This is a genomic window from Nocardioides agri (genome assembly GCF_013778305.1).
Classification (GTDB): domain Bacteria; phylum Actinomycetota; class Actinomycetes; order Propionibacteriales; family Nocardioidaceae; genus Nocardioides; species Nocardioides agri.
The window spans coordinates 2,823,643-2,848,259 of sequence record NZ_JACEIC010000002.1 but is presented as its reverse complement, the minus strand read 5'-3'; the positions used below and the strand labels follow the sequence as shown (position 1 = coordinate 2,848,259).

At 72.4% G+C, this 24,617-nt stretch carries 21 protein-coding genes and 1 riboswitch; of the genes, 7 read left to right on the top strand and 14 right to left on the bottom strand.

From position 1 onward, the window contains the following. Positions 1-14 precede the first annotated feature (14 nt). A complete protein-coding gene (locus HZF07_RS18330) occupies positions 15-1,274 on the top strand; it encodes a GNAT family N-acetyltransferase (protein ID WP_157343634.1) in 1,260 nt (419 codons plus the stop codon). Here HZF07_RS18330 and HZF07_RS18325 read toward each other — a convergent pair. From HZF07_RS18325 to aceB, 5 genes are read right to left on the bottom strand one after another with little or no spacing between them, the layout of a single operon-like run. After that, a complete protein-coding gene (locus HZF07_RS18325) occupies positions 1,271-2,938 on the bottom strand; it encodes an L-lactate permease (RefSeq protein WP_157343632.1) in 1,668 nt (555 codons plus the stop codon). The two genes, HZF07_RS18330 and HZF07_RS18325, sit on opposite strands and share 4 nt — an antisense overlap. A gap of 31 nt (positions 2,939-2,969) precedes the next feature. Beyond that, a complete protein-coding gene (locus HZF07_RS18320; RefSeq protein WP_157343630.1) occupies positions 2,970-4,214 on the bottom strand; it encodes a (Fe-S)-binding protein in 1,245 nt (414 codons plus the stop codon). After that, on the bottom strand, positions 4,214-5,311 hold the full coding sequence (locus tag HZF07_RS18315; protein ID WP_157343628.1) for an FAD-binding oxidoreductase: 1,098 nt from the start codon (positions 5,309-5,311) through the stop codon (positions 4,214-4,216). The genes HZF07_RS18320 and HZF07_RS18315 overlap by 1 nt, the downstream gene beginning before the upstream one ends. Then, complete coding sequence (locus tag HZF07_RS18310) at positions 5,311-6,774, bottom strand: FAD-linked oxidase C-terminal domain-containing protein (RefSeq protein WP_157343626.1); 1,464 nt, start codon at positions 6,772-6,774, stop codon at positions 5,311-5,313. The genes HZF07_RS18315 and HZF07_RS18310 overlap by 1 nt, the downstream gene beginning before the upstream one ends. Next, complete coding sequence (aceB, locus tag HZF07_RS18305; RefSeq protein ID WP_157343624.1) at positions 6,771-8,363, bottom strand: malate synthase A; 1,593 nt, start codon at positions 8,361-8,363, stop codon at positions 6,771-6,773. Before aceB ends, HZF07_RS18310 begins: the two co-directional genes overlap by 4 nt. Positions 8,364-8,474: 111 nt before the next feature. Between aceB and HZF07_RS18300 the strand changes: the two genes are divergently transcribed. Together HZF07_RS18300 and HZF07_RS18295 are read left to right on the top strand one after the other, a co-directional pair. Further along, the gene (locus HZF07_RS18300; protein WP_181645359.1) at positions 8,475-9,407 is read left to right on the top strand and encodes a metallophosphoesterase; all 933 of its coding nucleotides are present in this window, start codon (positions 8,475-8,477) and stop codon (positions 9,405-9,407) included. Further along, positions 9,404-10,087 (top strand): ZIP family metal transporter, encoded by a 684-nt coding sequence (locus HZF07_RS18295; protein WP_157343622.1) that lies wholly within the window; start codon positions 9,404-9,406, stop codon positions 10,085-10,087. Before HZF07_RS18300 ends, HZF07_RS18295 begins: the two co-directional genes overlap by 4 nt. Here HZF07_RS18295 and HZF07_RS18290 read toward each other — a convergent pair whose 3' ends face one another. Then, positions 10,088-10,771 (bottom strand): acyltransferase, encoded by a 684-nt coding sequence (locus HZF07_RS18290; RefSeq protein ID WP_157345681.1) that lies wholly within the window; start codon positions 10,769-10,771, stop codon positions 10,088-10,090. 49 nt (positions 10,772-10,820) lie between these two features. After that, a complete protein-coding gene (locus HZF07_RS18285) occupies positions 10,821-13,265 on the bottom strand; it encodes a glycoside hydrolase family 31 protein (RefSeq protein ID WP_157343620.1) in 2,445 nt (814 codons plus the stop codon). 94 nt (positions 13,266-13,359) lie between these two features. Further along, positions 13,360-13,422: riboswitch (guanidine-III (ykkC-III) riboswitch) on the top strand. A gap of 11 nt (positions 13,423-13,433) precedes the next feature. Between HZF07_RS18285 and HZF07_RS18280 the strand changes: the two genes are divergently transcribed. After that, positions 13,434-13,748, top strand: a complete 315-nt coding sequence (locus HZF07_RS18280) for a DMT family transporter (protein ID WP_157343618.1) — start codon at positions 13,434-13,436, stop codon at positions 13,746-13,748. Positions 13,749-13,897: 149 nt separating this feature from the next. On the opposite strand, the gene HZF07_RS18275 is transcribed toward HZF07_RS18280, so the two are convergent. Beyond that, a complete protein-coding gene (locus HZF07_RS18275) occupies positions 13,898-14,179 on the bottom strand; it encodes a hypothetical protein (protein WP_157343616.1) in 282 nt (93 codons plus the stop codon). 324 nt (positions 14,180-14,503) lie between these two features. On the opposite strand from HZF07_RS18275, the gene HZF07_RS18270 reads away from it, so the two are divergent. Together HZF07_RS18270 and HZF07_RS18265 are read left to right on the top strand one after the other, a co-directional pair. After that, the gene (locus tag HZF07_RS18270; protein ID WP_157343614.1) at positions 14,504-15,004 is read left to right on the top strand and encodes a hemerythrin domain-containing protein; all 501 of its coding nucleotides are present in this window, start codon (positions 14,504-14,506) and stop codon (positions 15,002-15,004) included. Between the two features lie 135 nt (positions 15,005-15,139). Further along, on the top strand, positions 15,140-15,520 hold the full coding sequence (locus HZF07_RS18265) for a hypothetical protein (protein ID WP_198346424.1): 381 nt from the start codon (positions 15,140-15,142) through the stop codon (positions 15,518-15,520). Positions 15,521-15,621: 101 nt separating this feature from the next. Here the strand turns inward: HZF07_RS18265 and HZF07_RS18260 are convergent, their stop codons facing one another. Genes HZF07_RS18260 through HZF07_RS18250 form a run of 3 tightly spaced genes read right to left on the bottom strand, consistent with a single transcriptional unit; the run spans position 15,622 to position 19,832 of the window. Further along, a complete protein-coding gene (locus tag HZF07_RS18260; protein WP_181645358.1) occupies positions 15,622-17,100 on the bottom strand; it encodes an aldehyde dehydrogenase (NADP(+)) in 1,479 nt (492 codons plus the stop codon). Continuing rightward, positions 17,097-17,999 (bottom strand): fumarylacetoacetate hydrolase family protein, encoded by a 903-nt coding sequence (locus HZF07_RS18255; protein ID WP_157343612.1) that lies wholly within the window; start codon positions 17,997-17,999, stop codon positions 17,097-17,099. The genes HZF07_RS18260 and HZF07_RS18255 overlap by 4 nt, the downstream gene beginning before the upstream one ends. Before the next feature lie 30 nt (positions 18,000-18,029). Continuing rightward, complete coding sequence (locus tag HZF07_RS18250) at positions 18,030-19,832, bottom strand: IlvD/Edd family dehydratase (RefSeq protein ID WP_157343610.1); 1,803 nt, start codon at positions 19,830-19,832, stop codon at positions 18,030-18,032. A 60-nt stretch (positions 19,833-19,892) separates the two neighbouring features. Here HZF07_RS18250 and HZF07_RS18245 point away from each other — a divergent pair, with 60 nt between their 5' ends. Then, positions 19,893-20,789 (top strand): SMP-30/gluconolactonase/LRE family protein, encoded by an 897-nt coding sequence (locus HZF07_RS18245; RefSeq protein WP_157343608.1) that lies wholly within the window; start codon positions 19,893-19,895, stop codon positions 20,787-20,789. A 146-nt stretch (positions 20,790-20,935) separates the two neighbouring features. Here HZF07_RS18245 and HZF07_RS18240 read toward each other — a convergent pair whose 3' ends face one another. The 3 genes from HZF07_RS18240 to HZF07_RS18230 all read right to left on the bottom strand — a co-directional run bounded on the left by HZF07_RS18240 (position 20,936) and on the right by HZF07_RS18230 (position 24,595). Then, entirely contained in the window at positions 20,936-23,140 is a 2,205-nt protein-coding gene (locus HZF07_RS18240; RefSeq protein ID WP_157343606.1) for an MMPL family transporter, read from the bottom strand. Between the two features lie 153 nt (positions 23,141-23,293). Then, a complete protein-coding gene (locus HZF07_RS18235; RefSeq protein ID WP_157343604.1) occupies positions 23,294-23,563 on the bottom strand; it encodes a hypothetical protein in 270 nt (89 codons plus the stop codon). Between the two features lie 63 nt (positions 23,564-23,626). Continuing rightward, positions 23,627-24,595, bottom strand: coding sequence for an NAD(P)/FAD-dependent oxidoreductase (locus HZF07_RS18230; RefSeq protein WP_157343602.1), 969 nt, complete (start codon positions 24,593-24,595; stop codon positions 23,627-23,629). Positions 24,596-24,617: the final 22 nt, after the last annotated feature.

Here is a 24,617-nt window from a genome sequence, read left to right as displayed (position 1 = left end):
GGTTGGCTGGCGCCATGACCGACATCCGCGTGGGCATCGCCACCGACGCCGACCGCTACCGGAACACCGATGACACCGTGTGGTTCCAGGAGCCGCTGCCCGCGGCGACGGACGTGGTGCTGACGGGGCTGCCCGCCGACCAGCGCTTCGCCGCCGAGATCGACGGTGCCGCGACGGCGACGTACCCCGGCGTCTACGGCGTCTTCCCGCTCGAGCTCGCCCTCCCCGGTCCGGACGGCGAGCCGCGACTCGTGCCGTGCGCCGGGCTGACCTGGGTCGGCGTGCACCCCGACCACCGCCGGCAGGGCGTGCTCACGGCGATGATGCGCCACCACCTCGAGCAGGTGCGCGACACCTCGGGCACGCACGTGTCGGCGCTGCACGCGAGCGAGCCGGCGATCTACGGCCGGTACGGGTACGGCCTCTCCTCGCTGGAGCTCGAGGTCATGCTCTCCCGCGGCGCCACCCTCACGGCACCCGGCCTCGACGCCGACGCCGGCACCGTCACCACGCAGATGGTCACGATCACCGACCCCGGCCTTCCGGAGCGGATGCGGGCGTGTCACCGCGCGCACGCCGAGTCCGGCGAGGTGGTGGGCTCGCTCGGCTACTACGAGCGGATCTGCGTGACCCATCCCGAGGAGCTGCGCGACAAGGAGCCGTGGCGGGTGCTCTTCGCCCGGCGCGACGGCGAGGACGTGGGGTTCGCGGTCTTCCGCCGCGAGCACAAGTGGGAGCGGGCGCGGCCGTCCGGCAAGCTCGAGGCCTGGAAGGTCGTGGGCGCGCCCGCGACCCGGCTCGCGCTGCTGCGCCGGCTCGTCGACTTCGACCTGATGGGGAGCGTCAAGCTGCGCAGCATCAGCAGCGAGGACCCCGTGCTCGCCTGGGCCGGAGGTCCCCGCGGCACGTCGTCGATCGAGACCTACGACAGCCTGTGGATCCGGATCGTCGACCTCCCCGAGGCGCTCGCCGCCCGCACCTGGAGCGCGCCGTGCGACGTCGTCGTGCAGGTCGACGACACGGCCGCCCCCTGGAACGACGGGCGCTGGCGGATCGTGGCCGACGCCGACGGCAGCGCCACGGCCGAGCGGACCGACGCCGAGGCCGACCTGCGGCTCCCGGTCGCGGCGCTCGGCGCGGCGTACACCGGAGGCGGCAACCTCGTCGGCCTGGTGCGGGCGGGGCAGGTGACCGAGGCGCGCGCCGGCACGGCCCGCGAGCTCTGGCGGGCGCTGCGCACCGACGTCCCGCCGGCCGCGGCCGTCGGGTTCTAGGGCACCATCCAGCCCAGCACCGGCGTCGACTGCAGCCCGACGATCGCGCACATCAGCACCAGCAGCACGAGGCTCCACCCGAGCACCTTGCGGAAGATGTCGCCCTCACGGCCGGCCATGCCCACGGCGGCAGCGGCGATCGCGAGGTTCTGCGGGCTGACCATCTTGCCGAGCACGCCGCCCGACGAGTTCGCCGCCGCCATCAGCACCGGGTCGAGGCCGGCCTTCGCCGCGGTCTGCACCTGGAGGCCGCCGAAGAGGGCATTGGAGGAGGTGTCGGACCCGGTGACCGCCACGCCCAGCCACCCCAGGATCGGCGACAGCAGCGCGAAGGCGCTGCCCGCCCCGGCGAGCCACGCGGCCAGCGCGGAGGTCTGCCCGGACAGGTTCATCACGTAGGCCAGCGCGAGCACCGCCATCACGGTGAGGATCGCGGAGCGCAGCTCGACGTAGGTGCGCCCGTAGGTGCGCAGTGCGGTCATCGGGCCGATGCGCAGGATCAGGCAGGTCACGACCCCGGCCAGGATCATCAGCGTGCCCGCGGCGGGCAGCCAGTTGAGGTTGAACGTCGTCGTCGACACCGGCTCGCCCGCCGGGTTGAGCACGTCGAGGCCGGGCCAGTCGAAGGCGTAGGTCCACGGCCTCTCGGCCAGCCACTCCTTCACCGCGGTGATGTTGGTGATCGAGAAGATCGCGATGATCACGGCGTACGGCGCGTAGGCCTTGAGCACGTCGGTGCGGGTGTCGACCTGGGACGGCGCCGAGACCGCGAGCCCGCCGCGGCCACCCGGCTCCCCGGCAGCGGCGGGCGGCTCCGAGCGCAGCTCCTCCCCCGGCGACCAGAGCTGCAGCAGCACGACGACGGCAGCGGCGGCGACCAGCGAGGCGACGATGTCGGCGAGCGGCACGGAGACGTAGTTGGCGGCGGCGAACTGGGAGAGGCCGAACGCCACGCCGCAGACCATCGCCGGGAGCCAGCACTGGCGTACGCCGCGGCGCCCGTCGACGACGCCCACGAGGATCAGCGGCACGACGATCGCGAGGATCGGCGTCTGCCGGCCGACCATCGCGCCGAGGGTGTCGACGGTGAGCCCGGGGTCGTCGTTGGCGCCCGAGGTCACGGTCGCCAGCGTGGTGATCGGTGTGGCCAGCGCGCCGAACGCGACCGGTGCGGTGTTGGCGATCAGCGAGACGGCCGCCGCCTTGAGCGGCTCGAAGCCCAGCGCCATCAGCATCACGACCGTGATCGCGACCGGGGTGCCGAAGCCGGCCAACGCCTCGAGCAGCGCGCCGAAGCAGAACGCGATGATGATCGCCTGGATCCGCTGGTCGGCGCTGACCTTCTCGAAGGACCGCCGCAGCACGTCGAAGTAGCCGGTCTCGACCGTCAGGTTGTAGACCCAGATGGCGTTGACGACGATCCAGAGGATCGGGAAGAAGCCGAACGCCGCACCCTCGACGCCGGCCAGCAGGGCCTGGTCGACCGGCATCGAGAACAGCACGACGGCGACCGCGAGGGCGACCGCGAGCGAGGCGAGGCCGGCGAGCCAGGCGCGCACCTTGAGGCCGCCGAGGAGCACGAACAGGGTGATCAGTGGCAGCGCACCGCAGAGTGCACTGAGGGCCAGCGAACCGCCGACCGGGTCGAGGTCTTGCTGGAACATGGCGACCACTTCCCCAGGTGAGTGGATGGGCTCAGTCCAGGCGGTACCCCCTGATCGAGGCGTCCAGCACCTCGACCGTGTGGGCGAGCCGCATCGGGTGGTCAGCTCCCTCGATCGCGGCGGCCACCTGCATGAGGCAGCCGGGGTTGGCGGTGACGAGCACGTCCGCGCCGGTGGCGACGATGTTCGCCGCCTTGCGGTCCCCGAGCTCGCGGGCAGGCTCGGGGTTGAGCAGGTTGTAGATGCCGGCCGAGCCGCAGCAGAGCTCGCTCTCGGCGATCTCGCGCAGCTCCAGGCCGGGGATCGCGGTCAGCAGCCTGCGCGGCTGGACGCGCACGCCCTGGGCGTGCCCGAGGTGGCAGGCGTCGTGGTAGGCCACGGACATCTCCAGCGGGTGCCGGGTCGCGACCGGGCCGAGCTCGTCGAGCAGCTCGGCGATGTCGCGCACCTTGTCCTGGAAGGCCTGCGCCTCGGGGCCGAGCAGTTCGGCGTACTCCTTCATGACCGAGCCGCAGCCGGCGGCGTTGACGACGACGTAGTCGACCTCGGCCGACGCGAAGGCGTCGACCACCGCCCGAGCGAACCCCTGCGCCTCCGCCTCGCGCCCACTGTGCGCAGACAGCGCACCGCAGCACCCCTGCTCCGGCGGGATCACGACGTCGCAGCCCTCGGCCTGGAGCACCCGCACCGTGGCGGCGTTGACCCCGGGGAAGAACGCGCCCTGCACGCAGCCGGTCAGCAGCCCGACGGTCGCGCGGCGTACGCCGGCCGCGGGTGCGCGCGCGGGCAGCGGCTCGGGCTTCGTCAGCCGGGGTGCCAGTCGCTCCATCGCCGCGAGCGACGGCGCGACCCGGTCGAGCAGCCCGGTCCGGCGGACGGCTCGGTCGAGGCCGGTGCGCTGGGCGAGCCGCAGCGGTCCGGCGAGCACCCGGAGCCGGCGCGGGTAGGGGAACACCGAGAAGATCAGCCGGCGCAGCGCCCTCTCGGACCGGGGTCGCTCGTGCTCGGCCTCGACCTCGGCGCGGGTCTGCTGGATGAGCCGGTCGTAGCGCACGCCCGAGGGACACGCGGTCACGCAGGCCATGCAGCCGAGGCAGGCGTCCCAGTGGCCGACCATCGCGTCGGTCAGCGGTGCGCCCTCGACGTGCTGCTGCATCAGGTGGATGCGGCCGCGCGGCGAGTCCATCTCCTCGCCCCAGAGCACGTAGGTCGGGCAGGTCGGCAGGCAGAAGCCGCAGTGCACGCAGTCGTCGACCAGCTCCGGGTCCGGGCCCATCAGATGCCTCCCACGAAGCGGCCGGGCGAGAGCCGGTGGTCGGGGTCGAACTCGCGCTTCACCCGCCGCATCAGGTCGAGCGCCGGCACCGGCCCCCAGACGTCGACAGCAGCCTTCACCTCGGGCGGTGCGTCGACCACGACGACCGTGCCGTCGTGGCGGGCGGCGGCCTCCCGCAGCCGCGCCAGCGCATCGGGTACGCCGTCGGCGACCGCGGCGTGCACGACCCCGGACCCGGCGGACCCCCGCACCCGGGCGCCCACGTCGGCCGCGGCGGCGAGCACGTCGCGCAGGCCGGACAGCAGGAAAGTGATCTTGAGGCCGGTCTCGCCCTCGGCCCACGGGCAGGTGCCCCACCAGGGTGGAGCGGTGCTGGAGACGTCGCCGCCGACCAGGTCGGCGATCGTGCGGGCGCGGGCGTCGACCCCGTCGGTCCGCCCACCGAGCAGGACCGACAGCGTGCCCCCGTCGACCTCGACCGCCCACGGAGCGGCCTGCGAGTGCACGACGGCGCGGACGGCGTCGGGGAGGTCGTCCGGCTCGACGCTCACCCAGCGCCGCGCCTCCGGCTCGGGGTGCAGGCGGAACACGGCCTCGGTGACGACCGCGAGCGTGCCGAAGGAACCGACCATGAGCTTGCCGACGTCGTAGCCCGCGACGTTCTTGACGACCCGGCCACCGGCCTTGGCCACGACGCCGTCGGCGCGCACGACCGTGACGCCGATGAGCAGGTCCCGCGCGGTGCCGGCCAGCAGGCGCTGCGGGCCGGACGCGTTGGTCGCGATCGTGCCGCCGATGCTGGCGCCGGGCACCGTCTCGTCGAGCGCGAGCCGCTGCCGCGCACCACCGACGAGGGCCTGCACGTCCGCGAGCCGGGCGCCTGCCTCGGCGACGACGATGAGGTCGCCGGCCTGGTGGTCGACCACCCGGTCCATGCCGCTGAGGTCGACGAGCACGTCGGGCTCGACCGGCATCCCCCACGACAGCTTGGTGCCGCGGCCGGTGGGGACGACGGTGTGCCCGCGCGCCGCCGCGTCCCGGAGGACCTCTGCCACCTCCGCGGTGGTCGAGGGCCGGGCCACGGCGACGGTCGTCATCAGAACACCTCCGCCAACCCGGCCTCCTGCGCCGGGTGCGCACCCTTGTGCCTGCCGGGCACCTCGCCGCACAGCCGTGGGGTCGGGAACACCTTGCCGGGGTTGGCGATCGACTGCGGGTCGAAGGCGCAGCGCACCAGCTGCATGGTGTCGAGGTCGGCCTCGTCGTACATCCGCGGCATGAACTTCGCCTTGTCCATCCCGACGCCGTGCTCGCCGGTGATCGAGCCGCCGTGGCTGATGCACAGGTCGAGGATCGCGCCGCTGACCTCCTCGGCCGCCTCGGCCTCTCCGGGACGTGCCTCGTCGAAGAGCACGAGCGGGTGCAGGTTGCCGTCGCCGGCGTGGAAGACGTTGGCGACCCGGACGCCCGAGGTGGCGGAGAGCTCGGCGATCGCGGCGAGCACCTGGGGCAGCGCGGTCCGCGGGATCACGCCGTCCTGGACGATGTAGTCGGGGCTGATCCGGCCGACGGCCGCGAAGGCGGACTTGCGGCCCTTCCAGATCAGCGCCCGCTCCGCGGGGTCGGTCGCCACGCGCTGCTCGAAGGCGCCGTTGTCGCGGCACAGCCGCTCGACCGCGGCGTACTCCGCCTCGACCTCGACCGCCGGCCCGTCGAGCTCGATCACCAGCACGGCACCCGCGCCCTCGGGGTAGCCGCAGTGCACGGCCTCCTCCGCGGCCTCGATCGCGAGCTCGTCCATCATCTCGATCGCGGCCGGCACGACGCCGGCGGCGATGATCGCGGAGACGGCCGCGCCTGCCTGGTCGGTGGAGCCGAACCCGACGAGGAGGGTGCGCACCTCCTCGGGCAGCCGGACCAGCCGCACGGTCACCTCCGTGACGATGCCGAGCGTGCCCTCCGACCCGACGACCGCACCGAGCAGGTCGTAGCCCGGACTGTCGGGAGCGCCGCCGCCGAGCCGCACCCGGTCGCCGTCCGCGGTGACGAAGTCGGCGGCCAGCACGTGGTTGGTCGTGAAGCCGTACTTGAGGCAGTGGGCGCCGCCGGAGTTCTCCGCGACGTTGCCGCCGATCGAGCAGATCTGCTGGCTCGAGGGGTCGGGCGCGTAGTAGTAGCCGTACGGCGTGGCCGCGCGCGTCACGTCGAGGTTGATGACTCCGGGCTCGACGACGGCGCGCTGGTCGTCGCGGCGCACGGCGCGGATCGCGCGCATCCTCGAGGTCACCACGAGCACGCCCTCGGCGTGCGGGAGCGCGCCACCCGAGAGCCCGGTGCCGGACCCGCGGGCGACGAACGGCACCCGGTGCTCGGCGCACGCACGGACGACGGCCGCGAGCTGGTCGGCGTCCTCGGGGATCACGACCAGCGCCGGCACCACGCGGTAGTGCGCGAGCCCGTCGCACTCGTAGGTGCGCAGCCGGGCCGGGTCGTCGACGACCCCGTCGGCCGGGACGACCTCCCGGGCGCGGCGGGCGACGGCCTCGACCCCAGGCGTCATGGCATCCGCTCGTAGGCCGAGAGGGTGAGGAAGTCGGCGTACTCGTCGGCCAGCGCGAGCTCGGTGTAGAGCGCGCGGGCGTCGTCCCAGCGGCCCTCCGGGCCGAGCTCCTCGCGGGCCTTGTCGAGCTCCTCGCCGATCATCGTCTCGACCAGCTCGGTGGTGACCTGGGTGCCGTCGGCGAGCACGACGTCGTTGTCCAGCCACTGCCACACCTGGCTGCGTGAGATCTCGGCGGTCGCGGCGTCCTCCATCAGTCCGAAGATGCCGACCGCCCCCGACCCGCGCAACCACGACTCCAGGTAGCGGATGCCGACGGCGACGTTGTTGCGCAGCCCATGCTCGGTGATCTCGCCGGGCGTCGACCGCACGTCGAGCAGGTCGTCGGCGGTGACGTGGACGTCCTCGCGCAGCCGGTCGCGCTGGTTGGGCCGGTCGCCGAGGACCTTGTCGAAGGCCTCGCGGCAGGCCTCGACCATGCCGGGGTGCGCGACCCAGGAGCCGTCGAAGCCGTCGCCGGCCTCGCGGGTCTTGTCCTCGGTGAGCTTGGTGAAGGCGAGGGCGTTGCGCTCCTCGTCCTTGCTCGGGATGAACGCCGCCATCCCGCCGATCGCGTGCGCGCCGCGCTTGTGGCAGGTGCGCACCAGCAGCTCGGTGTAGGCCCGCATGAAGGGCACCGTCATCGTCACCGAGTTGCGGTCGGGCAGGAGGTAGTCGCGGCCGCGGGTGCGGAAGCACTTGATGACGCTGAACATGTAGTCCCAGCGGCCGGCGTTGAGCCCGGCCGAGTGCTCGCGGAGCTCGTAGAGGATCTCCTCCATCTCGAACGCCGCCGGGTAGGTCTCGATGAGGACCGTCGCCCGGATCGTGCCCCGCGGCAGGCCGAGGTGGTCCTGGCCGATGAGGAACGCCTCGTTCCACAACCGCGCCTCGAGGTGGGACTCCATCTTCGGCAGGTAGAAGTACGGGCCGAGGCCGCGGTCGAGCTGCCGCTGCCCGCAGGCGGTCAGGTAGAGCGCGTAGTCGACCAGGCCGCCGGACGTCGGCTCGCCGTCGACGAGCACGTGCTTCTCCGGCAGGTGCCAGCCGCGCGGACGGACGACGATCGTGGCCAGCTCGCCGTCGGACCTGAGCTTGTACTCCTTGCCCTCGGGGCTCGTGAAGTCGATGTCGCCGGTGATCGAGTCGAGCAGGTTGAGCTGGCCGCCCACGACGTTCTCCCACAGCGGGGTGTTGGCGTCCTCGTGGTCGGCGAGCCAGACCTTGGCGCCGGAGTTGAGCGCGTTGATGGTCATCTTCCGGTCCGTCGGGCCGGTGATCTCGACCCGGCGGTCGACCAGGCCCGGCGCGGGGGCGGCGACCTGCCAGTCGGGGTCCTCCCGGACCGAGCGGGTCTCCTCGAGGAAGTCGAGCGTCCCGCCGTCGGCGATCTGGCGGACCCGCTCACCCCGGCGGGCCAACAGCTCGCGCCGCCGGCCGTCGAGCTCGCGGTGCAGCCGCGCGACCAGCTCGAGCGCGTCGCGGGAGAGGACCTCGTCGTACCGGTCCTCGATCGGCCCGGTGACCTGCACGCCGTCCGGCACGTCCATGAGCGCCCACTCCGATCCCGAGAGGTTGGTGGCGGTGTGTCCTCGGCACCGTCGCACGGCACCGGCGCGACCGCAACGGCTCCCGGCGTCCCGACCGGTAGCGTGACGGGCGTGCAGTTCGGCCAGTACCCAGCAGCGCGGCACACCATCGCGCACCTCAGCGACCCGCACCTGCTCGCCGCGGGCGCCCGGCAGTACGACGTGGTCGACCCCGACATCGGTCTCGCCCTCGCCCTCGCCCGGATCGCGCGGCTCGACCCGCTCCCGCAGGCGCTGGTCTTCACCGGCGACCTCGCCGACAAGGCCGAGCCCGAGGCCTACGCTCGGCTGCGCAGCCTGGTCGAGCCGATCGCCGCCGAGATGGGGGCCGAGGTCGTCTGGGTGATGGGCAACCACGACGAGCGCGCGGCGTACGCCCAGGGGCTCTTCGGCACCGACAGCGACGCGACGCAGGACCGCGTCCACGAGGTCGACGGGCTGCGGATCGTCTCGCTCGACACCAGCGTCCCGGGCTACCACCACGGCGAGCTCTCCGACGCGCAGCTGGCGTGGCTGGCCGACGTGCTCGCCACGCCGGCCGAGCACGGCACGCTCCTGGCGCTGCACCACCCGCCGATCCCGATCCCGATGATGCCCGCCGCCGAGGTCATCGAGCTGCTCGAGCAGGACCGCCTCGCCGCCGTCCTCGAGGGCTCGGACGTGCGCTGCATCATGGGCGGGCACTTCCACTACTCGACGTACTCCACGTTCGCCGGCATCCCGGTCTCGGTGGCGTCCGCGACCTGCTACACCTCCGACCCCGCGCCGCTGGAGCGCTTCGTCTCCGGCGTCGACGGGCACCAGGCGATGACGATGGTGCACCTGTACGACGACCGCGTGGTGCACACCATCGTGCCGGTCGACGAGGCGCCGGAGGTCAGCGGCTTCCCGTCCGACGTGCGCGCCCAGGTCGAGGCGATGTCGCCCGAGGAGCGGCGGGAGCTGCTCTCCCGCAAGGACTCACCGCTCTACACCGGTGAGCTCGACCTGCCGGGCCACGTGTGAGCCAGGCACTCCTGTGGGGCCTGCTGGCCGCGGGCTCGCTGCTCATCGGCCAGGCGCTCGCGAACCCGCTGGGGCGCTCGAAGCGCACGGTCGGGCTGATGATGGCCTTCGGCGCCGGCACGCTGATCAGCGCGGTCGGCTACGAGCTCATCCCGGAGGAGAACCTCCAGCTGGGCTGGGAGATCGGCGCCGCGTTCCTCGTCGGCGCGCTCTCCTACTACGTCGGCGCGCGGCTGGTCGACCGCGGCGGCAGCTCCGGCGTCGCGCTCTTCCTCGGCGCGCTGCTCGACGGGATCCCGGAGTCGTTCATCCTCGGGCTCGGCCTGGCGCTCGGCGGCCAGATCAGCGTCGCGTTCCTCGCCGCGGTGCTGCTCTCCAACATCCCCGAGGGCCTGGCCGGCACCATCGACATGCGCGGCTCCGGCGTCGGCGAGCGCCGGATCACGGTGATGTGGGCCGCGCTGACCGCCGTGTGCGGCGTCGCCTCGATGGCCGGCTACCTCGTCGCCGACACCGGCTCCCACACCGGCGAGATCGCGAGCGCCTTCGCCGGCGGCGCGGTGCTCACGATGCTGGCTGACTCGATGGTCCCGGAGTCCTACGAGCGTGCGGGCCGGGTCGCGGGGCTCCTGACGGTGCTCGGCTTCCTCGTGGCCGGCGTCCTCAGCTCGCTGCAGTAGTCAGGCGGTCTCGAAGCCGGCCTCGTCCGCGCCGCCGAAGTGGCCGCGCAGCACGGGCCGGACGTCGCCCCGCGTGCCGACCCAGCCGACACCGGGCTCCAGGTGCCGCAGCAGCCGTGCGGGCGCCCCACCCACGACCGAGTGGTCGGCGACCTCGCCGCGCACCACGGACCCGGCGGCGACCGTGACGTTCCGGCCGATCTGCGCGCCGGGCAGGATGATCGCGCCGTGCCCGATCCACGTGCCGGAGCCGATCCGCACCGGCTGGTGGGCGCCGAACTGCTCGCCGATCGGCAGGTCCGGGTCCTGGTAGCCGTGGCTGGAGTCGCAGACGAAGATGTCCTGCCCGAACCACACGTCGTCGCCGATCTCGATCGACCGGTGGGCGACGATGCTGCACCGGGCGCCGATGACCGAGCGGTCGCCGATGACCAGGCCCCGCTCGGGCAGGTTCGGGTCGTCCGGGCCGTAGCCGACCGAGAGCGTCACCTGCCGGCCGACCAGCACGCCGGTGCCGAGGTGGATCGAGCGGGTGCCCATCAGCGTCGCGGCCGGGAAGCCGATCGAGGAGTCCACCCCGAAGCTGCCGAACCGGTCCGCCGCCCGCGTGCCGGGCGTGATCTCACCGGCGCGCTCCAGCCAGCCGCGCGCACTCAGCACGCCGGCGTTGAGCAGCCGCTTCATCCCCACGGGCGGAGAGTAGCGGAGAAGCCGGTCGATGCTGGCCGCCACGTCAGCGGCAGGCCGTCACCCGCAGCGTGCCGCGGGCGCCGACCGTCGCGGAGAGCTCCAGCACCCGCCGGGCGGCGTCGTAGTCGAACCGCACCCGGTGGCCGCCGGCCTGGACGGCACAGGGCTCCCAGCCCTTCGGCAGACCGGCCAGCGTGGCCTGCACGTCGTACCGGCGCGACCGGTGGGCGTCCAGCGTGACCGCCCACGCCGCGTCGGTGACCGTCGAGGTCAGCCGCTCGTCCGGCCCGAGCGTGCCCCGGGAGCGGCCGGGGGCCGGCGCGGCGAGGAGGGTACGGCGGTCGGCCCGGTCGGCGAGCCGCTCGATCCCGGGTCCGTCGTACTCGCTGAGCGTGTCGACCGTGCGCGGCAGCATCGGCACGACGGCGCCGGCTCGGAGGTAGAGCGGGATCGTGCCGAGCGGCGCGGTGGCGCGCACCGTGCGCCTGCCCTCGACGACCTCGCCGGCGCCCAGGGTGAGGCGGCCGTCGCCGCGCAGCCGCCAGGTGCGGGCGAGCTCGAGCCACTGGCCGCGCGGGAGGTAGACCCGGCGGGAGGTCGCGCCCTTCCTCGTGACCGGCGCGACGAGCAGGTCGTCGCCGAAGAGGTACTGGTCGTCGGTCTCCACGGCCGTGGCGTCGGCCGGGTTGGTCAGGGCGAGGTGGCGCATCAGCGGCAGACCGGTGCGGTGGTAGGCCTGCTGGCTGCCGGCGATGTAGGGGTAGAGCATGGTGCGCAAGCGCGTGTAGCGCTTCCAGACCGGCGCCACCGCCTTGTCGGTCACCGCGGGCCGGTCGTCGGCGGAGAGCATCGAGATGCCACCCGACTGGAGTCGCATGACACCGGTGAACGCGCCGTACTCGATCCAGCGCGCCAGCAGCTCGTCGCTCGGCATCTCGTCGCCCGGCAGCGTGAAGAAGCCGCCGATGTCGGGGCCCCAGATCGAGACGCCGGAGGTGCCCATCGTCAGGCCCTGGCGCACGGAGGAGGTGAGGCCGTCGAAGCCCCAGTTCGTCGTCGGGTCGCCGCCCCAGACGATCGAGGACTCCTTCACCGCGCCGGTCCAGCCCGATCGCTGGTAGCGCAGCAGCGGCCGCGGCGCCTTCTCCTCGAAGTCGCGGGCGGTCGCGTGGTACTGCTCGACGTAGCGGTTGTGCATCGTCGGGCCGGGAGTCCCGTCGGCCGAGACCGCGTTCTGCGGCGTGTACTCGCCGAAGTCCTCCATCCACCCGTCGTAGCCGTCGGCGACGGACTCGCCGAGCAGCCGCTGGAAGAGCTCGCGCCCGGCCGGCGCCGAGAAGTCGACCTGCGAGACCTCGAAGTGGCTGGCGGTGTTGTAGGGGTAGGTCAGCGCCGAGCCGTCGGGGTTGCGCGTGAACGCACCGGCGGCCAGCCCCGGGTCGTAGGCGGCGTGGTACTTCACGCACACCATCGGGTTGAAGTACGTCGTCACCGAGACCCCACGGTCGTGGAGGGCCTTCGTCCGCGCCTGCTCGCGCTCGGCGACCTGGTCGCCGCACGGCAGGTAGTGGGTGTAGGTCTGCGCCACGGAGAGGGGCACGCCGCTCGCGCGCTGCTGCTCGACCTCGGTCGTCACGTCGCTGCGCGCCTGGTACCAGGCGCCGTACACCGCGGGCGTCGTCGGCTTCGGCTGGCGGCCGATCGCCCCGGTCATCCGGGCCAGCGCGCGAGCGGGCGTCGGGCCGAGGAAGACCCGCACGGCGAGGCGGTCGGACTGCACGGTGACGCGGTTGACCTGGGGGTGCGCCTTGGTGGCGAGCTCGAACGTGCTGTCCTCGTCGTTGTCGACGAGCACGCCGTACCCGGTCGTCGAGAGGAACCACGGGATCGGGAAGTACGTCGCGTCCGGGGTGACGCCCTGGCCGGGCTTCGGCACCAGCTGGTCGATGAGCTTGGCCTGGGTCGGCGTGTACGGGCCGTCGAGGACCCGGTTGAGGACGGAGCGACCGCGGTGGTCCACGGCGTCCGAGCGCTCGCCGAGGCCGAGGTAGTGCTCGGTGCGGCCGGCGCCGAGGTCGAGCGAGACGCCGGTGATGCCGGCGCCGTGACCGGTCGCGGTGACCTCGAACGCGCCTGACCCTGCCCGAGCGACCTGCACCGTTGCGGTCAGCGCGGGGTCGGCGGTGCCGAGCTCGACGGTGCTGCCCCGGGTGGAGAGCACGTGGTCGGCGGGCACGCGGCCGGCCGCGGTGAGCAGCGCGACGGCGTCCTCCTCGACGCTCGCCAGCACGGTCGCACCGTCGTCGACGAACCGCACCGACCAGTCGCCGCCGACGGGAGCGGTGACGACCGCGCGCGCCTCTCCGGCACGGACGGGCGCGGGTGCCGCGGGCGACGGGGCCGCGGTCACCTGGGGTGCGGTGACGGCGAGCAGGCCGCCCAGGAGGGCGACGACGCTGAGCGAGGTGAGGACCGGTCGGTGACGCATGGCCGGATCCTCACACGTGACCGCCGTCACGGCCCACTTTTCGGTCGATGTTCGCCCGTTTTTACCTTTCCTCGACCGCCGCCTAGGCTCGAGGGGTCAGCCGCAGCGCGGCTGCCGGACGAGGGAGCCGTACCCGGGACGCGACAAGACGGCCATGAGGAGTCAGTCATGGCCTGGTTCGTGCTCGTGCTCGCCGGTGTGCTGGAGGCCGTCTGGGCGGTCGCCCTCGGGAGGGCCGACGGCTTCACGCGCCTCGTGCCGTCGGCGGTGTTCGCCGCGGCGCTCGTCGCCAGCATGCTCGGCCTGGCCTACGCGATGCGGACGCTGCCGACCGGCACGTCGTACGCGATCTGGGTGGGCATCGGCGCCGCCCTCACGGTCGGCTTCGGCATGGTCACCGGCGACGAGCCGGTGAGTGTCGCGAAGGTCCTGCTGCTGCTCGGCCTGGTGGGCTGCGTGGTCGGCCTCGAGCTGACCCACTGAGGACGTCGGGACCGCTTCGTCGTCGCCGTGACCGCGACCCTCGACAGCACCGGCCGCGGCTCCCGCGCCGGGCCCACGACGCTCGACGACGACGCCCCGCCACCCGTCACGGGCGGCGGGGCGTCGGAGTCGCTGACGTGTCTCTGGGGTCAGCGGTGGTCGTGCTTGGTGACGTCGTCGTAGAAGTCGCGGCTGCCGGACTTCGCGAGCCCGCGGCTGATCATGTAGCCGATGGTCAGCAGCGTGACGAGGAACCATGCGTCCTGGGCGCCGAAGTCTTCGCTGTCGACGACGGCGGACGCGGTGAGGACGCCGATGGCGACCACGACGTACGCGATCATCTCGGTGGTCTTGAAGGACGCCTTCGTCTCGGTGCTGACGCGCCGTCCGGTGGTGTAGGTGGCGTCGTTGTGGGCAGTGGCGGTGGCCATGAAGGTCTCCTTGATAGTGGCGGCCTCTCTCCGACCCTGATGGTCGCCCGCTGCATGAGCGGGGAGGAGGCGGCGCTACGCGAGGGCGCTGCGCACCCTTCCGGTGCCCGCACTGGGGACAGCCACGCCCACCTGTGGGGGTGAGGCGTCGACAACCCGTCTGGTCGAGCGCCGATCCCCGCCGGGCGTTGCTTCCCGGGATTCAGGGGTACTACCCCGGCAGCCGCTGACTGAGCGGTCTCCCCCGGCGGCCCCCGCCGCTCGACCCCTCCAGCTGGCGACCCTCCGGCCGCCCACGCCCACCCAACCTCCAGGAGACTCACCATGTCCACTGACGCGATCGTGATGCTGAAGGACGACCACAAGCAGATCTTGCGCGCGTTCCGCGCCTTCGAGGGCGCTGGCGACGCCGCCCACAAGACCAAGGGCAGGCTCGTCGACCAGATCATCGAGCTCCTCACGGTCCACACCTACATCGAGAACGAGGTCATGTACCCCCGGGTCCGGGAGCTCGTGCCGGACCTGGAGGACGACGTCCTGGAGTCCTACGAGGAGCACCACGTCGCAGACGTCCTCGTCATGGAGCTCGCCGGCATGAAGCCGGAGGACGAGCGCTTCACCGCGAAGACGACGGTCCTCATCGAGAACGTCCGGCACCACATCGAGGAAGAGGAGGACGAGTGGTTCCCGCAGGTGCGGGAGGCACTGGGCCGCAAGGTGCTCCAGGAGATCGGTGCACAGATGGCTGAAGCCCGGAAGCGGGCTCCCCGAAGCCCCGCGCAGCCCGGCGCGTTGAAGAAGACCGTCGACGCCATCATCTCCTGAGCACATCCCTGCGCCCGACCGCGCCGTCGGGCAGTATCGGGCCTTGTGACAGGGCAAGCCGAGCCGAGCGCGGCTGGCCGGACCGGTCCCCGGGGCGGCCCGCTGCGAACCTGGGTCGTCGCGCATCCGGCCGACGTGATCGACGTGTTCGTCTACGTGGTCGTCCTGAACCTCGCCATCCAGTACCTCCCGGCGGTGATCAGCGAGACGTTCACGCTCTCGCTGCTCACCGCCGTCCTGCTGAAGGTCGTGCTCGAGGCGGTGCTCCTCCTCAAGGGCATCGTCCTGGCGCGGCTGCGCGGGGCGACCACACGGGCGGCGAGGACGACATCGGCCCTCATGCTCTGGGTGGTGGCGGCAGGGAGCAAGCTCGTCGTGCTCTGGCTGATCGACGTCATCTTCGGTGGCTCGGTCAGTCTGGGCGGCTTCGTACCCGTGACGCTGCTCGTCATCGCCCTGCTCGTGTCCCGGGCGGCGGTGAGACGCCTGCTCTACGGCGCAGCCGATCCGGACTGACGTGCACGTCCTCGGCTGAGCCTCGGTGACGGACGTCTCCACGTCACGCGCCTCCGGGGACCCACGCGGCCCCGTCTGGTGTCGGCTCGCCCTGCCAGCCCTCAGGACCCGATGTCGGAACGTGTGATCTCGCCGTCGACCCGGCGGCTCACGTTCAGCGAGTTCCGGTCGCGGAGCACCTCGGGGAGGAGGTCACCCGGGGTGTCCTGGTAGCACACCGGGCGCTGGAACCGGCGGGCCGCCGTGGTGCCGACGCTCGTGTGGACCGATCCGACGGTCGCGGGGAACGGCCCACCGTGCTGCATCGCCCACGAGACGGCCACACCGGTCGGCCAGCCGTTCCACACCACCCGGCCGACCCGGTCCTGCAGCAGGGGAAGCAGCCTTTGGGCAACGTCGGTGTCGGAGTCGGCGCCGTGCACCGTCGCCGTGAGACTCCCGCCGAAGGCGGCCGCCGCGGCGTGGAGCTCGTCGTCGTCGGCGTACTCGACGAGGATGGACGTCGGGCCGAAGCACTCCTCGAGCAGCACCGCGGCATCCTCGATCAGCCGCGGGACGGTGGTCTTGAACAGCGAGGCCGAGGCACCGCGGTCCGACTCGTCCCCGGTCACCAGCGCCTCCACGCTGCCGCGCTCACGGAGCTTTGCGAGACCTGCGGTGTAGCCCTCGTGGATCCGGTCGTTGAGCATCCGTGCGGGCGCGACCTCCTCGGCGGCCGCCACGATCTCCTCCTCCAGGCCGTGCCCTACCGGCAGCACGAGCAGGCCCGGCTTGGTGCAGAACTGCCCCACGCCCAGCGTGTAGGAGGCGACGAACCCGGACGCGATGCCAGAGCGCCGCTCCTCCAGGGCGCCGCGGAGGACGAACGCCGGGTTCAGGCTGCCGAGCTCGCCGTAGAACGGGATCGGGTCGGGCCGGTTGACGGCGATCTCGTGCAGGGCCAGCCCTCCGGCCACCGAGCCGGTGAAGCCGCTCGCCCTGACCCGTGGATCACCCAGGGCGTCCACGCCGGCGCGGTCGCCGTGGACGACGGCGAGCGTTCCGTCGGGGGCGCCGGCCGTCCGGAGCGCCGTGACCATCACCTCGGCGACCGCGTCGGACAGCCGGGGGTGGCCGGGGTGGCTCTTGACGACCACGGGGCAGCCGGCGGCGAGCGCGGAGGCGGTGTCTCCACCGCAGACGCTGAAGGCGAAGGGGAAGTTGCTGGCGGCGAAGACCAGCACCGGGCCGAGCGGGACGAGCACCCGGCGCAGGTCCGGCCGCGGGATCGGCGTCGCGTCCGGGTCGGCGGTGTCGATGATCGGCTCGAGGAGTGCGCCATCCTCGAGCGCGTCGGCGAAGAGCCGCAGCTGCCCGGAGCTGCGGGCGACCTCTCCCCGCAGCCGTGCCTCGGCGAGAGCGGACTCCTCGATGGCGAGCGGCACCAGGGAGTCGGCGGCGGCGTCGAGCGCGTCCGCCGTCGCGCGGATCCACGCCGCGCGCTCCGCGGGACGGGCCGAGCCGAGGACAGGCGCGGCGGCCGCGGCGGCGGCGAGGACCTGCTCCAGCTGCTCCGGGGTCGTGTCGGGACAGTCGTTCACCGGGTCGCCTCCGGCACGAGGCGGCCCTCGGGGTCGTTGAGCCACCCGAAGGCCTCCTTGCCGATCTCCACGCGGTTCACCAGCCGTCCGACCGCCTCGATCCCGATCTCCACGACGTCGCCGGGTCGCAGGCTGAAGTCCAGGTCGGGGACGATCCCGGTGCCGGTGGCCAATGCGGCGCCGTCGGGGAAGAAGCTGGCGCGGCAGAGGTAGTCGACCAGCTCCCGCAACGGACGGGTCAGCTGGGCGGTCGACGTCTCGCCCGCGAACGCCTCCGTCGCACCTCGGCGGACCACCAGGGTGATGGCGAGGTCGGTGGCGTCCGGCACCTCCCAGGCCGGCCTGATGCCGGTCGCCAGCGCCGCTGCGCCGGCATAGACCTTGGCCTGGGGAAGGTAGAGCGGGTTCTCGCCCTCGATGGACCGAGAGCTCATGTCGTTGCACACCGTGTAGCCGACGATCTCGCCGTGCGCGTTCACCACCACGGCCAGCTCCGGCTCGGGTACGTCGTGTCCGGAGTCGGCCCGGATCCCGACCGGCTCGCGGTCGGTCACCAGGCGCCAGGCCGGCGCCTTCAGGAACAGCTCGGGCCGGTCCGCCGAGTAGACCTTGTCGTAGACCGACTGGTCGGCGCTCTCCTCCATCCTGGCGCCCCGGGAACGGGCATAGGTGACGCCGGCGCACCACAGCTCGGCCCGCCCGTCGAGCGGGGCGAGCAGCCGCGCCGACGCGACGCGGACCGGTGTCGCGGAGGCGGACTCGACCGTCGACCGGAGCACGTCCAGCCGCATCGCGAGCATCTCGGCCATCGAGCGGACGTCGCTCACCGGCGTGATCCAGTCGTCCCGGCGGACCCCGACCCGGGGTCCGTCGCCGGTGTCGTAACGGACAAGGTGCATGGGCTGCTCTGCCTCTCGTCGGGTCTGGGCTCAGTGGCTGTGCCGGGGAACGCCCTTGGTCTGGACGATGCGCTGGTAGACGACCGCCGGCTCGAGGACCATGCCGTCCGAGAGCTGGCCCACCATCGAACGCTGGATCTCCTGCCACGGCGTCTGCGACTCCGGCACCGGGAACGGCGTGTCCCGCAGCGTCGCGCGCCGCTCGGCGAGCTGTTCGTCGGGCACCAGCATGTCCGCCGTACCCGCATCGAGGTCGATCCGCACACGGTCGCCGGTCCGCAGCAGCGCCAGGCCGCCTCCCGCTGCCGCCTCCGGGGAGGCGTTCAGGATCGACGGCGAGCCGGAGGTCCCCGACTGCCTGCCATCGCCGACACACGGCAGGGAGTGCACACCGCGCTTGATGAGCGCGGCGGGCGGCTGCATGTTCACGACCTCCGCAGAGCCCGGGTAGCCGAGTGGACCGTTGCCCCGGGTGAACAGGATGGTGCTCTCGTCGATCTCGAGCGAGGGGTCGTCGATGCGGTCGTGGTAGTCCTCCGGCCCTTCGAAGACGACCGCTCTGCCCTCGAACACGTTCGGCTGCTCGGGGTCCGACAGGTAGCGCTTGCGGAAGTCGTCGTCGATCACGCTCGTCTTCATGATCGCGCTCTCGAAGAGGTTCCCCGTCAGCACGATGAACCCGGCGTCCTGCACCAGCGGGTCGTCGAAGCTGCGGATCACCTCGGCGTCCTCGCTCACGGTGTCGCGGCAGTTGGCGCCGATGGTCCTCCCGTTGACCGTGAGCGCGTCCTCCTGGATCAGCCCGTGACGCATCAGCTCGTTGACGACGGCCGGCACCCCGCCCGCCCGGTGGTACTCCTCGCCCAGGAACCTCCCGGCAGGCTGCAGGTCGACGAGGAGCGGCACCCGGTGACCGACCGCCTCCCAGTCCGCGACGTCGAGGCCAACGCCGACGTGGCGAGCGATCGCGTTGATGTGGATGGGCGCGTTGGTCGAGCCGCCGATCGCCGAGTTGACCACGATCGCGTTCTCGAAAGCCGCCCTGGTCAGGATGTCGGAGGGCTTGAGGTCGTCCCACACCATCTCGACGATGCGCTTGCCGGTCAGGTAGGCCACCCTGCCGCGGTCGCGGTGGGGCGCGGGGATCGCCGCCGAGCCGGGCAGGCTCATCCCGAGCGCCTCGGCGAGGCTGTTCATCGTCGACGCCGTCCCCATGGTGTTGCAGTGGCCCGGCGACGGGGCTGACGAGGCGACCAGCTCGACGAACCCGGCCGCGTCGATCTCCCCGGCCGCGAGCAGCTCCCGCGCCTTCCAGATGATCGTCCCCGAGCCGGTGCGCTCCCCCTTGAACCAACCGTTGAGCATGGGGCCCCCGGAGAGGACGATCGCCGGGAGGTTCACCGTGGCCGCGGCCATCAGGCACGCCGGGGTGGTCTTGTCGCACCCGGTGGTGAGGACCACGCCGTCGAGCGGGTAGCCGTAGAGCACCTCCACCAGGCCGAGGTAGGCCAGGTTGCGGTCCAGCGCCGCGGTGGGCCGCTTCCCCGTCTCCTGGATGGGATGCACCGGGAACTCGAACGCGATCCCACCCATCTCCCGGATCCCTTCGCGCACCCGGTGCGCCAGCTCGAGATGGTGTCGGTTGCACGGCGTCAGGTCCGAGCCGGTCTGCGCGATGCCGATGATCGGCCTGCCCGACTGCAGCTCGTCGCGGGTGAGGCCCCAGTTCAGGTACCGCTCGACGTAGAGCGCGGTCATCCCGGGACTGTCCGGGTTGTCGAACCAGTCCTGGCTGCGCAGCCGCTTCCGCGCCTCGTGACCCTCGGCAGTCATGGGCCTCCATACGTAGGCTGACCCGATGCTACTGCCGCACCGACGTCGCGGGTCGCGGCGATGACGACCGCCGAGCAGGTCACCGATCCCGTGTTCGAGCTGGCCGAGGGACCGCTCTGGGACGCGGCCCGCGAGCGGCTGGTCTGGGTCGACATCCTCGGCAGGGCCGTCCACACGGGACGCCTCGACCAGGGCAGCGTCGAGATCGGGCCCAGCCACCACTTCGAGTCGTACGTCGGTGCGGCGGCCGTCGCCGAGGACGGCGCCCTCCTCGTGGCGGAGGGCCACCACCTGACGCGGGTCGCGCCCGACGGCACGCGCACCTCCGGCCCCGACCTGTTCGCCGACCACCCGGACGACCGGTGGAACGACGGGACGTGCGACGCGCGTGGACGGATCCTCGTCGGCACCTCGTCGCTGGCCGGGGCCCGGCACTCCCAGCGGCTGCTCCGCGTCGACGGTGACATCACCGAGGTCCTGGACGACGACCTCGGGCTGTCCAACGGCCTGGCGTTCTCCCCCGACGACGCGCTGCTCTACAGCGTCGACAGCGTCCCGGCGCGCCGGGTCTGGGTCCGCGACTACGACCAGAGCTCGGGAGCGGTCGGCCCCCGCCGGCCCGCTCTCGACCTCACCGACGCGCTGCCCGACGGCCTCTGTGTCGATGCGTCCGGCAACCTCTGGCTCGCCGCGTGGGGCCGCGGCCAGGTGCGCTGCTACTCGACGGCCGGCGAGCTGCTCGACCTGATCGAGCTGCCTGCGCCACACACCACGAGCGTGGCCTTCGTCGGGCCCGGCCTCGACCAGCTGCTGATCACCACCGCGCGGGGCGAGCTGTCGCCCGCCGAGCAGGACGAGCACCCCCTGTCAGGAAGCCTGTTCCTCGCCCGGCCGGGCTGCACCGGCCTGCCCCCTCACGCGTGGTCCGGACAGCTCAGCACCCGAGAGACCCCGTGAACCGGGCGGAGGAGCGAGCCACCTCCGCAACAACCAACTCGATGATCGAGCGCGCTCAACGGGTCGAAGCACCTACGCCCGGACCCTGATCGACGCCGTTGAGCTGCACTCTTCCGAACCACAGGGCCGGCGACTGCCTGCGATCGTCAGCGATCGACGAGCTCGCCTGCACCGGGAGTGGGTGTTGGAGAGTCCCACGGGGCGACGGTGCTGTCGGGCACGACATCGTCGTTCCCTTCCACCGTCAACCGCGGTAGCACCCGGTCGAGCCAGCCCGGCAGCCACCAGTTCGCGTGGCCGAGCAGAGCCATCGTCGCGGGCACCAGCATCATCCGCACGACGGTCGCGTCGATGAGGATGGCGACCGCGAGTCCCAGGCCCAGCATCTTCAGCGACGGGATCGGGCTGAAGATGAAGCTGGAGAACACCGCGACCATGATGAGGCCCGCCGAGGTGACCACCCTGCCGGTGCCCGCCAGGCCCCGGGCGACGGACTCGGTGTTGTCGCCGGTGCGGTCGTACTCCTCCCGGATGCGGGAGAGCAGGAAGACCTCGTAGTCCATCGAGAGCCCGAACAGGATCGGGAACATGATGATGACGATGATCGACGTGATCGGCGTCGGCCCGTCGAGGCCGAGGAGCTGGGCGCCCCAGCCCCACTGGAAGACGGCGACCAGGATGCCGTAGGCGGCGCCGATGGACAGCAGGTTCATCACAGCCGCCTTCACCGGAACGAGGATGGAGCGGAACACCATCATCAGCAGCAGGAACGACACCGCGATGACGGCTCCGATGAAGAGCGGCAGCTTGGCCGACAGCTGGGCGCTGAGGTCGTCGGTGACCGCCGTGATGCCCGAGATGTAGACGTTGCCGGGGATGACGTCGCGAACCCGGTCGATGGTGGCTGAGGTGTCCAGGTCGGCCGGACCGGTGGTCGGGGTGGCGGTGAACACGACGGTGTCGCCGTCCTCGGAGGTCTGGGGCTCGCCGACCGAGGCGATGCCCGGAACGGCCGCGATGTCCTCGGCCACGGCTTCCACGCCGGCGGCGTCGGTGCCCGGGGCGCCGAGGTCGGCAACGACCAGCAAGGGCGCGTTGATGCCGACGCCGAATCCTTCGGTGAGCAGGTCGTAGGCCTGACGGTGGGTGGTCTCCTTCGGGGCGTCGCCGGCGGCCGGGAACCCGGTCTGCATCCACAGTGCGGGAGCGGCGATGGCGAGCAGGACCGCGACGGAGGCAAGCAGATAGGGCCACGGGCGCGCGGACACGCGGTGCCCGAACCGCCACCAGGCAGTCTCCTCGGCGGCCTTGACGGTGCGCTGCCGGCGCCCGATGCGGCCCTTGTCGATGCGGTCGCCGAGCAGGCTCAGCAGTGCCGGGAGCAGGGTGACGGCTGCGATGACCGAGGAGAGAACCATCATCGCGGTGGCGAGACCGATGGAGGTCAGGACGCCCACACCGGTGATAACGAGCGCTGAGGTGGCGATGACGACGGTGCCGCCGGCGAACACGACCGCAGCACCGGAGGTCCCCATGGCGCCAGCGAGCGCTGCCTGGTTGTCGCGGCCGGCGGAGCGGTTCTCGCGGTAGCGGGCGACGACGAACAGGGCGTAGTCGACGCCCACGCCGAGTCCGACGAGACCGGCGACGGGGACGGCGGAGACGGACACGTCCATGAACGCGGCCATGAGGGTGATGCCGCCGATGGCGGCGCCGACCGCGACGAGGGCGAGCCCGATCGGCAGGACCGCGGCGACGAACGTGCCGAACACGACGAGGAGTACCAGGAGCGCGACGAGCAGGCCGATGCCCACGTGGCTGGAGTCGCCGCCGCCGGCGTTCAGGAACACCGCGTCGCCGCCGAGCTCGACCCGCATGTCGGTGGCGTCAGCACCGGGGTCGATGCTGGTGACGCCCTCCGAGAGCGTCGCGAATGCCGGCTTGCCCATCTCGCGCTCCGGCACGTCGAGGGTCATCACCGAGTACCCGATGCGGCCGTCCTCGGAGAGGGTGCCGGCCTGGAACGGGTCGGTGACCGATGCGACGTGGTCGAGTCCGGCCACCTTCTCCAGGACGGCGGCGACGTCTGCCCTGTCCTCTTCGAGCGAGGCGCCGCCCGGTGCCTCGAACACGACGAGGGCGTTGCCCTTGGCGGCCTCCGGGAAGTTGCTGCCGACGAGGTCCATGGCTCGGGAGCTCTGGCTGCCGGGCGCGGAGAAGTCGTCGACGAACGTGCCGCCGCCGACGGCCGCGAGGAAGAAGACGGCGACCACCGCGAGCACCCAGCTCGCGATCGTGCGCCACGGGTGCCTCGCGCTGGCCATCGCCACGGCGCGGATGAGTCGGTTCATGGTGGTGCCTCTCGAGTGTGGTGGCCGGGGCTTGCTGAACCGTGAACCTAGGAACCGATGTGGTGAGCGGTCGTCACCACACGTGGTGAGCAGGGTGGTGATCTCGTCCGGGCCGATGAACCGACCGACTGCCGGCGGCTGGGGGGTGCGGCGTCAGGCGGCGCGGCGGGCGAGGATGCGGCCACGGGCCTCGTGCAGGCGCGGCATGAGGCCGTAGATGACGATGGGGACCGCGAGGGTCGCAAGGACGAAGGTCCGCAGGACCGGGTTCGTGTCCTCGAGAGACCGGCCGATGGTCAGGTTCAGCACCGTGAGGGTCGGGAACACCGCGAGCCAGATCATCAGCGCGAGCTGGTGCTTGGTGGGCGGCCCGACGACCCGGATGGGTCGGGCGGCCTGCGGGTCGGTACTGGAGTCGGGCATGGCGATGCTCCTTCGGAGTCGAGGGTCGTACGCCGGTCCAGCGGGGGGCCGGCCGGTCCTGGGTCAGCCGACGGGCAGACCGAGGCGGAAGTTGGTGACCGCGATGGGCAGGTCCTCGTCGACGAGGTCGTTGTTGATGGCGATGGCGGCCCCGGAGCCTTCGCCGGCGGCGGTGATGACCTGGGCGCGAGGGTTCACGGCGTTGCCGGCCGCCCAGACGCCCGGGACGCTGGTGCGACCGGTGGTGTCGACCGCGACCCAGCCGTTCTGGCCGGTCTCGCAGCCGAGTCCCGTCAGCAGGGTGTCGTTCGGCACGAACCGCGGTCGGACGAACACCGCAGTGCGGGGTACGACCTGGCCGCCTTCGAGCTCGACACCGCTCAGCCGGTCGTCCTCGACGACGAGGCGGGCAACCGGTGTGTCGACGAACCCGATGGCACGGGCGACGAGCTGCTCACGCTGCGCGACGGTGAGGGACCCGCCGTTGGCGAAGAAGACGACGTCGTCGGACCACTGGCGGATGATGTGCGCGTGCGAGAGGGCGTCCTCGATGAACGCAGGGTCGCCGCCGAGCACGCCGAGGGGCTGGTCGCGGACCTCGTAGCCGTGGCAGTAGGGGCAGTGGAGCAGGTCGCGTCCCCACCTCTCCCGGACTCCGGGGATGTCGGGGATGTCGTCGCGCAGACCGGTCGTGACGAGGACGCGGCGCGTCGTGAGCCTGGTGCCGTCCGTGAGCAGGACCTCGAAACCGCGACGGCTCTGCGCACTGGTGCGCGGGCACGCGGTGATGGTCGCGACCGTTCCGGAGACGAGGCGGCCGCCGTATCCGGCGACCTCGGCGCGGCCGGCCGCGAGCAGCTCGGCCGGCGCGAGTCCGTCGGATCCGAGGAAGCCGTGCATGTGGGCAGCAGGCGCGTTGCGCGGCCGCCCTGCGTCGAGGACCGCGACGCGGCGACGGGCGCGGGTGAGGACCAAGGCTGCTGAGAGGCCGGCGGCTCCCCCGCCGACCACCACCACGTCGTACTCGTTCATGTCACCAGAGTCGTCCGCGCCC